The 14,121-nt window shown below is 62.3% G+C and carries 15 protein-coding genes; 9 read left to right on the top strand and 6 right to left on the bottom strand.

Annotation, left to right across the window (positions count from 1 at the left end; translation table 11 throughout):
- Positions 1-13 precede the first annotated feature (13 nt).
- The 5 genes from ACIQAL_RS14100 to ACIQAL_RS14080 all read right to left on the bottom strand — a co-directional run bounded on the left by ACIQAL_RS14100 (position 14) and on the right by ACIQAL_RS14080 (position 4,517).
- Positions 14-361 (bottom strand): EthD domain-containing protein, encoded by a 348-nt coding sequence (locus ACIQAL_RS14100; RefSeq protein WP_166595342.1) that lies wholly within the window; start codon positions 359-361, stop codon positions 14-16.
- 195 nt (positions 362-556) lie between these two features.
- Positions 557-1,456: a LysR family transcriptional regulator gene (locus ACIQAL_RS14095; RefSeq protein WP_401146273.1), complete on the bottom strand. Its 900-nt coding sequence runs from the start codon at positions 1,454-1,456 to the stop codon at positions 557-559.
- A 285-nt stretch (positions 1,457-1,741) separates the two neighbouring features.
- On the bottom strand, positions 1,742-2,005 hold the full coding sequence (locus ACIQAL_RS14090; RefSeq protein WP_401146271.1) for a DUF1652 domain-containing protein: 264 nt from the start codon (positions 2,003-2,005) through the stop codon (positions 1,742-1,744).
- 200 nt (positions 2,006-2,205) lie between these two features.
- Complete coding sequence (locus ACIQAL_RS14085) at positions 2,206-3,063, bottom strand: SDR family oxidoreductase (protein WP_401146270.1); 858 nt, start codon at positions 3,061-3,063, stop codon at positions 2,206-2,208.
- Positions 3,064-3,215: 152 nt separating this feature from the next.
- Positions 3,216-4,517, bottom strand: a complete 1,302-nt coding sequence (locus ACIQAL_RS14080; protein WP_401146267.1) for a D-tagatose-bisphosphate aldolase, class II, non-catalytic subunit — start codon at positions 4,515-4,517, stop codon at positions 3,216-3,218.
- Positions 4,518-4,649: 132 nt separating this feature from the next.
- Between ACIQAL_RS14080 and ACIQAL_RS14075 the strand changes: the two genes are divergently transcribed.
- The 8 genes from ACIQAL_RS14075 to ACIQAL_RS14040 all read left to right on the top strand — a co-directional run bounded on the left by ACIQAL_RS14075 (position 4,650) and on the right by ACIQAL_RS14040 (position 12,047).
- Entirely contained in the window at positions 4,650-5,450 is an 801-nt protein-coding gene (locus tag ACIQAL_RS14075) for a DeoR/GlpR family DNA-binding transcription regulator (RefSeq protein WP_401146264.1), read from the top strand.
- The gene (locus ACIQAL_RS14070; RefSeq protein WP_401146261.1) at positions 5,447-6,418 is read left to right on the top strand and encodes an N-acetylglucosamine kinase; all 972 of its coding nucleotides are present in this window, start codon (positions 5,447-5,449) and stop codon (positions 6,416-6,418) included. The genes ACIQAL_RS14075 and ACIQAL_RS14070 overlap by 4 nt, the downstream gene beginning before the upstream one ends.
- Positions 6,419-6,428: 10 nt before the next feature.
- The gene (locus tag ACIQAL_RS14065) at positions 6,429-7,688 is read left to right on the top strand and encodes an extracellular solute-binding protein (protein WP_401146259.1); all 1,260 of its coding nucleotides are present in this window, start codon (positions 6,429-6,431) and stop codon (positions 7,686-7,688) included.
- The gene (locus ACIQAL_RS14060) at positions 7,688-8,593 is read left to right on the top strand and encodes a carbohydrate ABC transporter permease (protein ID WP_401146256.1); all 906 of its coding nucleotides are present in this window, start codon (positions 7,688-7,690) and stop codon (positions 8,591-8,593) included. Before ACIQAL_RS14065 ends, ACIQAL_RS14060 begins: the two co-directional genes overlap by 1 nt.
- The gene (locus tag ACIQAL_RS14055) at positions 8,593-9,468 is read left to right on the top strand and encodes a carbohydrate ABC transporter permease (RefSeq protein WP_401146255.1); all 876 of its coding nucleotides are present in this window, start codon (positions 8,593-8,595) and stop codon (positions 9,466-9,468) included. The genes ACIQAL_RS14060 and ACIQAL_RS14055 overlap by 1 nt, the downstream gene beginning before the upstream one ends.
- 18 nt (positions 9,469-9,486) lie before the next feature.
- On the top strand, positions 9,487-10,440 hold the full coding sequence (locus ACIQAL_RS14050; RefSeq protein ID WP_401146253.1) for an SIS domain-containing protein: 954 nt from the start codon (positions 9,487-9,489) through the stop codon (positions 10,438-10,440).
- 31 nt (positions 10,441-10,471) lie between these two features.
- Positions 10,472-11,551 (top strand): ABC transporter ATP-binding protein, encoded by a 1,080-nt coding sequence (locus ACIQAL_RS14045; protein WP_401146252.1) that lies wholly within the window; start codon positions 10,472-10,474, stop codon positions 11,549-11,551.
- 208 nt (positions 11,552-11,759) lie between these two features.
- Positions 11,760-12,047 carry a hypothetical protein gene (locus ACIQAL_RS14040; RefSeq protein ID WP_166595330.1) on the top strand — a complete coding sequence of 96 codons (288 nt, stop codon included), beginning with the start codon at positions 11,760-11,762 and terminating at the stop codon, positions 12,045-12,047.
- Positions 12,048-12,174: 127 nt separating this feature from the next.
- Here the strand turns inward: ACIQAL_RS14040 and ACIQAL_RS14035 are convergent, their stop codons facing one another.
- Positions 12,175-12,927 carry an SDR family NAD(P)-dependent oxidoreductase gene (locus tag ACIQAL_RS14035; protein ID WP_401146250.1) on the bottom strand — a complete coding sequence of 251 codons (753 nt, stop codon included), beginning with the start codon at positions 12,925-12,927 and terminating at the stop codon, positions 12,175-12,177.
- Positions 12,928-13,047: 120 nt separating this feature from the next.
- Between ACIQAL_RS14035 and ACIQAL_RS14030 the strand changes: the two genes are divergently transcribed.
- A complete protein-coding gene (locus ACIQAL_RS14030; protein ID WP_401146247.1) occupies positions 13,048-13,965 on the top strand; it encodes a LysR family transcriptional regulator in 918 nt (305 codons plus the stop codon).
- The last annotated feature ends 156 nt before the right edge of the window (positions 13,966-14,121 follow it).

Raw genomic sequence — 14,121 nt, 5'->3', positions numbered from 1 at the left:
ACGCCTGGAAGTTTCAAGCGACGTAATCGACTTTCTCTTCAGTGAACAATACGAGCGTCTTGGAACGGTCGAGAAAGTTCTCGTCATCGACCGCAACGATCTCGTCCCACTTCGGAGAACCGATCACTTTATAAATGGCTTCCTTGTTGGCGAACCAGGCTTCCGCATAACCGTCGAACGGGGCCGCAGGCACGCCTTCCGGGAGGCCTCCGACGTTGTGCTGCTGCACATAACGAATGGTGTGCTCCAACACTTCTGGCACTGTCTGTACGATGGGCCAGTGCACGTTTGCCCAGTATTCACTGAATTGTTCGAACGTTAGATCCGAACGGCGGGTGAGGAATAAACTCATCTTGATCATGACAACGACTCCAATTACAGGACAGCCCGAACTTGACGAAAAGTCTGCCTGTCGGGCGATACAGGTGAAGCCGAACAATAACATCGGCGTCCGCCAGTGCCGACGGCGGGCGAGGTATAAGACTTATTCAGATATTTAGGTGTTACACGAACAACGCAACGGTTAGGGTCTGCGCAGGTCGCGATTTATCTTGACTCACTCGGGGCAGAGATCGACATCGCTTAGCGCGTCGATCATGAACTCCACGAATGCCCGGGCGGCGGGTTTCGGCGCCTGCCCTCCCGGATAAAGCGCGTAAGCGTCCACCGCGCCCAGGTTCCAGTCGGCCATGACCCGCACCAGACTGCCGGTTTCAATGTCGGCGATAAGCGCGGGAACGGTCGCGACCACCAGCCCAAGGCCTTCCTTCCCCGCGACGACCCCCGCATCCGTTCCCGTGACGGTCAGGTTGCCGTGGATTTCAACGGGTATTTCCAGCCCATTCTGTTCGATCAACAGCGTTCGGGCGGCCACCGGTCCCGCCACGACGAAGCGGTGTACGGTCAGATCGGATGGCGATGAGGGCGTGCCCTGTTGGCGGAGATAATCCGGGGCGCCCGCCATGATCAGCGGCCAACCGCCCACCTTGCGCGCCAACGCACTGGAATCGGCCAGCGTGCCGAAGCGCAGCGCCACGTCAATGCCTTCCAGGATAAGGTCCTGACGTCGGTCCTCGGTCGAGAGCAGAACAGTGAGATGCGGGTGTTCGGCCATGAAACCCTTCAAGCGCGGCAGGATGATGCGTGACGCAATAATGGACGCCATGCTCACCCGCAACTCTCCGCGCAACTCGCCACTGCCGCGGATGCGGTAATCGGCTTCGGTCAACGCGTCGAGTATCGGCTGGATATCCACGAGATAGTCCGCCCCGGCTTGGGTCAGCGCCACGGCGCGGGTGGTGCGATTGAACAGGGTCACGCCCAGATGCGCTTCCAGATCGGAAATCATGCGCGAGGTGGTGGGTTGCGACAGTTTCAGCTCCCGTGCCGTTCTGGAAAAACTGCCGGTCTGCGCAAGGCGAACGAACACGCGCAACGCCGCGAACTGGTCGGTCATGGATGTCCTGAAAGGGGCTGGTCGTGGGGAGAGGCTTAGGGTGGCGCCTAGTGAAAACAGGGGCAAATGTAACACAGGCTGCGTATTGAACACCTTCGCGAATGAATTCGCTCCCACAGACGTCTGGCGTCGCCGCTGATCGTGCAGCCTGACGCAGAGTTCACTGTGGGAGCGAATTCATTCGCGAAACGACCCGGCAGGCGACACATCGGCGTCAGACTGCACCTATCCTTCCGGATGACCGCGCCCAGCACTCTCTGCCGTCAAGTCGCGCCTCAGCAGCGTTCACCCCATCGCGCGGGGCCGATAGGCATTGGCGTGTCGAGCTGGACGACAGACCTGTGCACGAAGCTGGGCAATCAGATCGGAAATCGCTCGACTGGTGCCGAGGGACGCCATGGGAATACCGCCGAACACGACATTCAACCCCGTGGCCGGATCGATGATTTCAATGGTCAGCTCACCGTGGGCCGAGGCCGAACAGGTGGAGCGCATGGGTAGAAAGGCAGATTCAATGATGTGGCGAAGTTCAAGCGTGGAGATGGCCATGTCCGTGTTCCTTGGTGACCTTTATTGTGTGGTCGGTGGACATTGCCCGTTCGCAGGAAATTCCCAGTATTTTTCAGAAGGCAGACGAACACCCGTTCCCGTCCCTGATCACCCCGATTTCGGCCGTCAGTGTGACGAACCAAAACCGGCATGAGAAGCAGGCGAACCGGGTGTTGAAGGTTATGGCTCTGGGGGTCAGGTCAGAGAATCGGCTTGCCCCCCGTCACGCCGTAGCGGGTGCCGGAAATGTAACTGGCCTCGTCGGACGCCAGCAGGACGTAAATCGGCGCCACTTCGACAGGCTGGCCCGGTCTGCCCAAAGGCGTTTCTTCACCGAAGCTTTTCACGTCGTCATCGGTCATGGTGGCAACGATCAGCGGCGTCCAGATCGGTCCCGGCGCAACGCTGTTCACGCGGATACCTTTCGGTCCCAGCATCTGTGCCAGACCGGCGCTGAAGTTGGCGATGGCGCCTTTGGTGGTGGCGTAAGGCAGCAGCGTCGGCTTGGGCGAATCCGAGTTCACCGAGCTCGTGTTGATGATCGAACTGCCACGGGCCATCGACGGCAGCGCCGCCTTGCAGATGCGGAAAATGGCAGTGATGTTGATGTCGAAGGTCTTCACCCACTCCTCGTCAGAGATGTCTTCAAGGTGTTCGTGGGTCATTTGAAACGCGGCGTTGTTGACCAGTACGTCGATGCGGCCAAACGCTTTCACGGTGGCATCGACAATGGCCGAGCACTGCTCTTTTTTCGCCAGGTCCCCCGGCAGCAGCAGGCACTGCCGCCCCGCTTCTTCCACCCAACGCGCGGTCTCTTTCGCATCCTCATGCTCGTCGAGGTACGACAGCGCCACGTCGGCGCCTTCACGGGCAAACGCGATGGCGACGGCGCGGCCAATGCCGCTGTCGGCGCCGGTAATCAGCGCGATCTTGTTGGCCAGGCGGCCCGAACCTTTGTAGCTGTTTTCGCCGCAATCCGGGTACGGGTCCATTCGGCTCTGATCACCGGGCACCGGCTGCTGTTGAGGCTTGAACGGTGGTTTCGGGTAATCGGTCATGGTGCTCTCCTTTAAAAGTCCAGACGCAACGTGCGCGTCTAGGGTGGACTTTGCGTGGGCGAAAGGAGTTCGGACTTTTTGACCGCTGCCCGTTTCGGAGGCAGAACGCGCAGGCTCATGAGGGTCTTCCATGACCCATTCATCACGGCACGTCAGGACGCCATGCGTTGTTGCTCGCCCTCGCACGCGTGTCGGTATTGCTTCAGCACATGGGCAATCGCCGCCAGCACAAGGCCTTTCGCCGAGCTGTCGCCTTTGCCGTTCGCCACATGGGGATAGAGGTGTGGCAGGAACTGGCTGATCAGGGTTTCGCTGATCGGCTGCTCTCCCAGCGCCTGAAACAGGACCTCCACCGCTTCGCTCGCCGGTTCCGACGGCCAGTAGTAACGGATGCGGTCGCTGTAGCTGAAGTGCCGTTGCAGCCGCAGCGCCGATTCGTCGCCGTGGTAATAGCGGTTCCAGTGCTGAGGCTGCTGACGCATCAGGTTTTCCATGACGTCATGCACGTGGCCCTGTTCCGGCAAGACCTGCAGCGTCGCGGCGATCTGTTCGAGGGCATACAAGGCTTCGCGCAGCGCGAATGTCAGGCCGGGGCCGACCTTGAGGATGGCAAACCCGTCGCGGACCAGTTCACCGAGGGCCGTCAGCGGCTGGTAGTCGGTGGAATGGGCCTCGAACACGACCTGCCTTTCGCTCTGCAACACCGCACTCAACGCACGCGCCTTGGGAGCGTCGTACACCACCACGTTTTCATTGCCGAACTCGACGCCGGGCTGCACCACCAACCCGACAATCCGCCCGTAGGCCTCTTGCAGACCGAGGGCGGCAAACGCCTCACGGTGGAGCGCCAGAGTGGCCTGGGCATCCTGCGGCGTGGTCACGGCAAGGTCTTCGACCTTCTCCAGCGCACCGCCAGGCACCGGGACTTCGGTGCCGACGACGTACACCGGTGGCGGCATGCCGGAACGCGTGACCGCCCGCTCCACCACGGCCGCCAGACGCGCGGCACGCTCGGCGATCAACGCCCCCGGCAACGGCTCGGCGTCTCCCGCGCAGGCCATGCTGGCGTCGAGGTGAATCTTCGAAAAGCCAGCGCGGGCATACGCGTCGAGCATCGCTTCGGCCTTCACCATCGCCGTCTCGGCGGGCAAGTCCTTCCAGGGGTTGGGCCCTAAATGATCCCCTCCCAGAATCAGGCGCTCGGCGTCGAAGCCCACGCGCTGCGCGATGTCGAGAACGAACTGGCGAAAGTCGGCAGGGGTCATGCCCGTATAGCCCCCCTCATGATTGACCTGATTGCACGTGGCCTCGATCAGCACAGGCCCCTGATGCCCTGTCGCCTCACGCAGCGCCGCTTCAATCACCAGCGGGTGGGCCGAACAAATGGACGTGATGCCGACAGGTCGACCCTGTGCGTGAGCTTTCACCAATTCCTGAAGATAATGAGCCTGCATGACCAAAGCCTCTGGATGACGTTGAAGCGTCACCATAGAGAGCCAAACGATCACAATCAATCATATTTTTGATTGACAGTGATTTTTTAAGGCTTATATTTCATTCCCATGAATCACTAAAGAGCAATCACAGTGACTAAAGACGAGCGTTTATCGCTGATCTGCCAGCACCTCTACAGCCACGGCGAAAGCACGATCCAGGCCATCGCCGATGTGACCAAGGCGTCCCTGGCGACCATTCGCCGGGACCTGCTGACCCTGGAAGCGGACGGCACGATTCATCGCACCCACGGCGGCGCACGCATTGCCAAGAATGCAGGCGTCGAGGTTGCATTCGATCTGCGGGAAAACCAGAACCTCTACGCCAAGCGCGCCATTGCCGAAGTGGCCTATGAGCGGATCGTTCCCGGCTCCACTGTCTTCCTTGATGCAGGCACCACGGTGCTGCAACTGGCGCGGCGTCTGCGTCTCGACCCAGTGCCGCTGTCGGTCTTCACCAACTGCCTGAACGTCGCGCAAGTGCTGATGAACACCCCCGGCATCACCATTGTCCTGCTGGGCGGGCAATTACGCGCCGAGAACGCGTCGATGGTTGGTGCGCTGGCCGAGGCGATGATCGAAAACCTCTGGTTCGATCAGCTGTTTCTGGGTGCGGGCGCGATTGCCCCGGACGCGTGCATCTACAGCCTCGACGCCAGCGAAGCCCAGTTGAACCAGAAGATGCTGGCCCGCGCTGGCAGCACGTGGCTGCTGGTGGACTCCAGCAAATTCGACCAACGCCTGACCTACCGCGTCGCCCCTTTGACTGAAGCGCTCACCGTGGTCAGCGACGAACAGTTGAGCAGCAAATGGCAGGCCCGCCTGAAAGAACTGGGCTGCGGCCTGCTGACCGGCTCCAGCCAATCGATGGCTGCCGAGGACCTCAAGGCATGAACACCTGCATCCTGGGCCTGGACAGCGGAGGCTCGAAAACGCAGTGGGTCGTGGCTGATCGTCAGGGCCAGGTCGTGCAGTGGGGAACGAGCGAAGGGCTCGACCCGATGACTCATCCCCAGTGGCGCGAACAGCTGCGAGCGCTGCTGGCAAAAGCCGCGGGTACGCCCCTCGCCGCCGCCGTTCTGGGACTGCCGCTGCATGGCGAACTGGAAGCCGTGTCCGTTGAGCAAACCGACATCTCCCGGCAGGCATTGCCCTGCCCCGTGACCGTCGAGAACGACGTGCGCATCGCCTTCGACGGCGCATTCACCGGCGCTCACGCGGGGGTGCTGATCCTTGCGGGCACCGGTTCGATGGCCTGGGCCAGCCGGAACGAAGACGACGCTCCACACCTGCGTGTGGGGGGTTGGGGGGATGTGTTCGGCGACGAAGGCAGCGCGCACTGGATCGGCATTCAGGCGTTGGCATTGGCCAGTCGCACGCTGGATGGACGGGCCCATGCCGCGCGCATGACCCAGGCACTGCTGACGCATCTGTCCCTGAAACCCGATGAATTGATCGATTGGGTGTACGGCCTGAGCAACCGCCGTGCGGGCGTCGCGGCGCTGGCCGCTCAGGTCTCGGCATGGGCCGACGCCGGTGATCCGGACGCCCTCGAACTGTTGAACGCCGCCGCCCGCCACCTCGCTGAACACGTTACGGCGGCCTGGCAGCGCATCGGCGGAGTGAACGCCCCGGTCTGGAGCCATGCCGGGGGCGTCTTCAGCCATCCCGACATTACCCGTCAGATGACGCGGCTGCTGTCCGCGGCCCCTCTCACGCCTCGTCTGCCACCCGTGGGTGGCGCACTCTGGCGCGCAGCACACAACGCGGGATGGAACCCGGATAACAACTGGATCAACACGCTCGCCTCACACCTGAATCACACGCTTGCACTGCCATCTACCTCCCCTTATCCGATCTAGAGGTTTTGCCATGCTCCGACGCCACCTGATCGCTTCGCTCGCGCTGTTGCCCCTGACGTTCGCCACCCCGGCGTTCGTCCGGCTCGCCAGCGCGGCCAGCGCCACCGAAGTGCTGTTGCCACCTTGGGGCACCTTGCCCAAGGCGATGACGGATCGACTGACAGCCGAGACCCACCTCACGCTGGAAACCCAGACCCTGGGCTGGGATCAGATTCTGACCAAGGTCGCCACCTCGATGATCGCGGGCAGCCCACCGGCGGACGCGACGGAAGTGGACTGGTCGTGGGTCGGGCAGTTCGGCACCGCCAAGTGGTACCAACCGCTGGACGGCGCGGTGGACGCGGCCACCGTGGCCGACATCCCGTCTGCCAAGCTGTTCGTGTTCGACGGCCAGTTGCTGGCGATTCCGTACGCCAACGACTTCCGCGTGCTGATCTACAACCGCGATCACCTGCAACGGGCGGGCATCAGCGCGGCGCCGACCACCCCGGATCAACTGTTGGCAGATGCCAAGGCGATCAAGGCCAAGAACATCACCCAATACCCGATCGCCCTTCCCCTGTCGGCCACCGAAGGCAGTGCCACCGCCTGGTATCTGCTGACCAAGGTGTTTGGTGGCGAGCTGTTCAACGACAAACTGGAGCCGCAATTCGTCAAGCCGGATTCGGCGGGCTACAAGGCGATGGCGTTCGAGGTCGAAGCCCTCAAGGCCGGGCTGATCAGCCCCGCCGCGACAGGCCTCAAAGACGTGGAAGTCCAGGAGCTGTTCAAGAAAGGCGATGCCTCCTTCGACCTCGCCGGTTGGGCAGGCAACGTGGCGGTCTACAGCGACCCGGCCAAGTCTCAGGTTGCGGATCACGTCGCGGCCGCCCTGATGCTGACCACCACCGGCACCGCGCGCACCATCGGCTTGCCGGAAGCGGTGGGCATACCGGCCACCGCGAAAAACAAGGAAGGGGCGAAGGCGTTCATCAACTGGTTCATCAAGCCGCAGAACCAGATCGAGAGCTATGAAACCCTGGGCAACCTGCCGACCCGCACCAGCGTGCTCAAGCAACTCAACAGCGAGGGCAAGCTCAAGAGCGGTGACGTGATCCTGCAACAGGCCGGTCTGGTGGACCCGCTGTTCAAGCAAGGCACGCCGGTCTGGTATCCGCAGTTCACCAGCGCAGTCTCCAGTGCGCTGAATCAGGCCGCCAAAGGTGAGTTGACGGTCGATCAAGCGGTGGCCCAGATCGCCCGCGAAGCCCAGAGTGCGATGCAGCCGTGATGAATCTGAACACGATCAGAGAACGGCTGCGTCCGGTGCCGGGCGAGACCTGGCTCGGGCTGGTGTACGTGCTGCCGATCATTGTGGTCATGGCCAGTCTGGTGTTCGTGCCGCTGGTGACCACGGTGCTCGACAGCCTGTACCGCATCGATCCGATGCGCCCGGGCAGCCCCTTCATCGGGCTGCTCAATTACCAGAACCTGGCCACCGACACCAACGTGCAGCACGCCACCTGGAACACGCTGATTTACGTGGTGCTGGCCGTGGTCCTGGAAACGGTCGGAGGACTGGGCGCCGCCCTGCTGCTGAACAAGGTCCGTCACGGGCGCCAATGGCTGCTGGCAGCCCTGGTGCTGCCTTGGTGCCTGCCGCCGGTGGTGAATGCGCTGGTCTGGCTGTGGATCTACAACCCCAGTTACGGCCTGCTCAACAACCTGCTCAAAGCGGTCGGGCTGCTCGACGAAAACGTGGTGTGGTTCAACGACCACAACACCGCCCTGCTGCTGGTGGCACTGGTGCACGTCTGGAGGATGCTGCCCCTCACCGCGATCATTCTGCTCGCGGCGTTACAGGCGATTCCGGGCGATCTGTACGAAGCCGCCAAACTCGACGGCGCGGGCCCGCTCAAGTGCTTCCGCATGATCACGTTGCCGCTGATCGCAGGCGGGCTGGCCATCGCGCTGAGCCAGTCCACGGTGTTTGCGTTCAACCTGTTCGACGAGGCCTGGATTCTCAACGGCTCCAGCCTGGACACCCGCAGCCTGATCATTCAGGTGTACATGTCGGCGTTCCAGAACCTGAAGTTCTCCTACGGGATGGCGCTGTCGGTGCTGGCCATGATTGCCTCGCTGGTGGTGTCGATGATTTACGTCCTCAAGGTCTACCGTGAGACGAGGTTCGACTGATGCGCAAACTCACCCTGCAATGGCTGGGCAAGGCCGGATTCGCCCTCGCCGTACTGGTCTTGCTGATCTGGTCGCTGGGCCCGGTGTACTGGGCCGTGATGACCAGTTTCACCGACCCGAAGGACATGCTCAGCCAACACCTGACGCTGTGGCCGGAACACCCTACGCTGCAACACTTCGCCAAGCTGTTCGGCGCCAGCAGCGTCTCCCAGGGCAACGAAGTGCAGTCGGTCTGGCCGCAATTCTCTCGGGCGTTCATCAACAGTCTGGTGACCTCGGTCGCGGCGACGCTGGTGACATTGGTCGCCGCCGCGTTCGGGGGCTACGCCTTCGCGCGGCTGCGCTTTCCGGGCCGAAACCTGCTGTTCGGGCTGGTGGTCGCGAGCATGGCGGTACCGGCGTACACGGTGATGATTCCGCTGTATCGCCTGATGATTTCGCTGCACCTGATCGACACGTACCTGGGCGTCACGCTGATTTACGTGTCCGCGTTTCTGCCGCTGGCGTTGTGGCTCATGCGCAGCGTGTATCAATCGCTGCCGGTGTCCCTCGAAGAGGCCGCCTGGCTGGATGGCGCGGGCCGCACGTACACGCTGATCCGCATCGTTCTGCCGCTGGCGGCGCCCGGCCTGATCGCCACCGCCATCCTCACGTTTCTCAGCGCCTGGGGGCAGTTCATGGTGCCGCTGGTGTTCTCGCCTTCATTGGCCACCAAGTCGCTGACCGTCCTGATTCCCGAATTCGTCACCCGCAACTACGTCGACTACGGCCTGATGAACGCGGCCGGGGTCATCGCCATGCTGCCGCCCGTGTTGCTGGTGATCTTTCTCAACCGTTTCCTCGTGCGCGGCCTCATCGCCGGCGCGACCAAATAACCTCATAAGGACCCCCACATGAACGTTACCGAACGCGTCATCGTCGAGCAGTTTCCCTTCTGGCAAGCCGCGTTGACCCAACCCCTCCCGACCGTGGACGCCACCTTCGTGGTGGTCGTCGGCTGTGGCACTTCGTATTACCTGGCGCAAACGGTGGCCAGCGCGTTCAACCTGAACGGCAAGCGCGCCATCGCCGTGCCTGGCGGCGAATGGGCGCGTCGTCCGGAAGCGTATCTGGCGCACTATCAGGACGCGCTGGTCATCGCCCTCTCCCGCAGTGGCGAATCCACGGAAACCGTCGAGGCCGTGCAGGCCAGCCGCACCCGTGGCTTGAAGACCATCGGCATCACCTGCGAAAGCGAAAGCAGCCTGGCGAAAGGCAGCGATCAAGTGGTGTTCGCGCCGACCCACCCCTCGGAAGGCATCGTCATGAGCAGCTCCGCCAGCCTGATGCTGCTGCTGGGCCTGCGACTCGCCGGGTCTCCGGTTGACGCTCACATCGCTGACACCGCTGAACGCGCGATGCAGACGCTGGATCGTCAAGTCAGCAGCACCGTGCTGTCCCGCACCCATTTCGTGTACCTCGGCGGCGGCGCTTACTACGGTCTGGCCAGCGAAGGCGCGTTGAAACTCCAGGAAATGAGCCTGACCTACACCCAGGTGTTCCACCCGCTGGAATACCGTCATGGCCCGGTCAGCCTGGTGGATGACCAAACCTGCGTGGTGCTGATCTACAGCCCGCAAACCCACGAGGAAGAGACCCGGTTGTACAGCGAACTCAAGGAAAAAGGCGCGCTGGTGATTGGCGTGGGCGGCCCCGGCGACCTGCACGTCGAGGTCAGCGAAACCGGTCTGGACCGAAGCCTGGCGATCCTGCCGGCGCTGCAACTGTTCGGTGAGCGTCTGGCCCGGCACAAAGGCCTGGACAGCACGGCCCCGCGCCACCTCACCAAGGTTGTACGTCTTTCCTGAAGCAGTGGCCCGGCAGAGGTAGTGTCCCGAAATGGCAACCGTAAACATTCAGCAACTTCGCAAGAACTACGGCACGATCCCGGTGTTGCACGGCATCGACCTGAGCATTGCCGACGGTCAGTTCGTCTCGCTGGTCGGGGCGTCGGGCTGCGGAAAATCCACGCTCCTGCGGATGATCGCGGGTCTGGAATCGGTGTCTTCCGGGACCATCGAACTCAATGGCGGCGTCATCAACGACCTGTCGCCCAAGGACCGGGACATCGCCATGGTGTTCCAGAACTACGCGCTGTACCCCCACATGACCGTCGCCCAGAACATGGGGTTCAGCCTGCAACTGCGCAAGGAATCGCCTGCCCGCATCGCGGCGGCGGTCAAGGAAACGGCGGCCATGCTGGGGCTTTCCAACTACCTTGATCGTTATCCCAAGGCGTTGTCTGGCGGACAGCGTCAACGGGTCGCCATGGGCCGGGCCATCGTGCGTCAGCCCCAGGTGTTTTTGTTTGATGAACCGCTGTCGAACCTCGACGCCAAACTGCGGGTGCAGATGCGCATCGAAATCCGCACCTTGCAGCGTCGGCTGGGCACCACGGCGATTTATGTGACCCACGATCAGATGGAGGCCATGACCATGTCCGACCTGATCGTGGTGATGAACGCCGGTCGCATCGAACAGGTCGGCACCCCGATCGAGGTGTACGACCGCCCCGCCAACCTGTTCGTCGCCACCTTCATCGGCTCCCCGGCGATGAACCTGATCGACGGCATTCTGGTGCAGGAGGATTCGACGTCGATCGTGCTTGTGGGCGATCAGAAGGTCGACCTTGGTCGCCGCGTCGATCTGGCCAGCGCAAGCCCGGTGGTGATGGGCATCCGGCCCGAGCATTTCAGCCTCGGCAGCGCGCATGCGTCGGATTTCAGCCTGCCGTTCACCATCGACCTGATCGAACCGACCGGGGCGGAAAGCCACGTCTATGGCAGGTCGGGCACGACCCCGGTCGTGGCCTCTCTTCCGCGCAAGGGCGATCTTCAACTGGGCCAACAGCTGACGCTGCGGGGCAGTTGCGACCATGTTCATGTGTTCGACAAGGCCAGCGGCGCGCGTCTGGTCTGATACCTGGCCATCCCCTTCCCTGCAAGGTTTCGCGGGGTCGGGGGCGCATCGAAACGGCAACAGCCAGTCTCCCGGTATCCGACCGTTCATCGCCGGGGCATTAATTTCACAAACTTTTCCCCGCCCTCAATGCCCCAAACACTAGAGCTGCTGACGCCCTCGTCAGCATGCATGCGCTCTGAATTTAGTGACCATGAGGCTTGACGACATGAATAAGAAACTGAGTTCCGCGTTCGCCCTGGCAGGACTGACCTGCATTCTTTCGCTGCCGGTAATGGCCGCGAGCAGCACCACCACTGCCCCTAGCGACACCCACAAAACCAAAGCGAGCCAGACCCATACCACATCCACTCACACCGACAAAAAGGCAGCCGGCACCAACGGCGCCAAAACCAAAGGCACGGCGCTGCCAGGCTCCGGTGGCGAAGCGGGCAGCGGCGGCAACTCCAGCCCCGGCAACAAAAGCCCGTCGGGTGCCGGTAGCACTGACGAGTAACAGCAGGTTCTGATTTGCCCATGACGCTGGCCAGGCTGAGCATTCGCTCGCCTGGCCACGTGTTTTTCATCACATCTCGCGCCGCCCGTCGATGACAGCCGGGGCAATCCCCTCCCGCTTTAATCCATCAAACTTGCGCTTGGCCGCCATCGACGAACAGCTCGATGCCGTTCACGAAACTCGCGTCGTCTGATGCGAGGAACACCGCGGCGTTGGCGATTTCTATCGGTTCACCCACACGGCCCATCGGCACTTGCGAAGCGAGGTAGTCGAGCAGCCCTTGCTGTTGCGCGGCATCCGGGCCGGCCAGATCAACCAAGCCAGGGGTTTTGGTGGCGCCAGGGCTTAAGGTGTTGACGCGAACGTTGCGGTCCTTGAGGTCGAGAATCCAGCTGCGGGCGAAGGAGCGCACAGCGGCTTTCGAGGCCGAGTACACGCTGAAAGCGGCGGTGCCCGAGCTGCCAGCGGTCGAACCGGTGAGGATGACCGACGCGTTTTTCGCCAGCAGCGGCAGCGCTTTCTGCACGGTGAACAGCACACCTTTCACGTTGCGGTCGAAGGTGTCGTCGTAGTGCGCTTCGGTAATCTCGCCCAGCGGCACCATTGAACCGCCACCAGCGTTGGCGAACAGCACGTCAAGGTGGCCTTTCTCCGCGCTGATTTGTGCGTATAGCGCATCGAGTTGATCGAGGCGAGTGGAGTCCACCCGAACGCCGGTGGCGTTACCGACTTGCGCGACGGCGGCGTCGAGTTCGGCCTGACGGCGGCCGGTGAGGTAAACGTGGGCGCCTTCTTCGGCGAAACGTTTGGCGGTGGCCAGGCCGATGCCCGTGGTGCCACCGGTGACCAGTGCGATTTTGCCTTCGAGTTTGCGAGCCATGGTGATTCTCCAGAAAGGTCAGTCAGTGAGTTCGGTAAGGTGTTTCGATGAGGAGAAGCTTATCGACGACTGACACCTTTCAAAATAGAATTGTCCGCAATCCATCATTGCAGAAATGAAATGAGCAAACTCCCCGATTTCGAAGGTCTCGCCATGTTCGCCAAGGTGGCGGAAGAAGGGTCATTCGCGGCAGCGGCGCGGCTGATGGGCGTTTCCGTCCCTACCGTTTCGCGGGCGGTGGCCCGGCTGGAAGAGCGTCTGGGCGGTCGGCTGTTCAACCGGACTTCTCGGCAACTGGCATTGACCGAGTTCGGTTCAAGCATGGCGGCGAAGGCCGGGGAGATCTATCGGCAGGCCGAAGAGGTCGAGAGTGAGGCGCAGGACCTGGCCATACAGCCTCGCGGGCAAGTGCGCCTGGCGATGCCGATGGCGTTCGGCCTGCGCTGGGTCGCGCCGTTGTTGCCCCGACTGCTGCGCCAATACCCTGAGCTGTCGGTGGACCTTCACCTTTCTGACGCATCGGTGGACTTGATCGCCGAGGGTTTCGATGCCGCACTGCGCATCGCCGTATTGCCCGACTCCTCATTGGTGGCGCGCCGACTGTGTTCTGTGACGCAATTTCTGGTGGCCTCGCCGGGTTACCTGGCGGAGCACGGGCATCCGGCGCATCCGCGAGAGCTCGCCGATCGGTCATGCCTCAGTTATGCCTATCGGGCGCGCAGTGACCTGTGGCGCTTCACCCACACCAACGGCACGAAAGAAGACGTGGCGCCGAAAGGCCGATTAAGGGTCACCAACTCGGACGCGCTGCTCCCGGTGCTGCTGGAGGGACTGGCGATTGCCGAACTGCCCGAGTTCATTGCCGCCGAATACCTGGCGGATGGCCGACTGGTCACGCTCCTGCCGGGCTGGAGCATGGCCCGGGGCGGACTGTATTTTGTCACCCCCTCGGCGCGAAGCCGCCCCGCAAAAATCCGCGCGCTGTCGGATTTTTTCACCGAGCACCTTTCGAACCCGGTGTGGCGGTGGAATCCCTGAAAGCCGCCCCCTGCGCCGTCCCAGCGCCATTGCATGAACCGGTTTTGCTGCCGCTGCGCGGCAGATCGCAGGCAAGCCAGCTTGTATGGTAAGACTCGAAGGGGTGGGTGGGACCAAAAGCCAGCTTCTGACTGTTAGCAGCAGTACAGACCGTGG

The sequence above is a fragment of the Pseudomonas sp. NPDC088368 genome, from assembly GCF_044753445.1.
GTDB lineage: Bacteria > Pseudomonadota > Gammaproteobacteria > Pseudomonadales > Pseudomonadaceae > Aquipseudomonas > Aquipseudomonas bambusae.
Note: the sequence above shows the minus strand (reverse complement) of the source record. Positions and strands in the feature narration are given on the sequence as shown.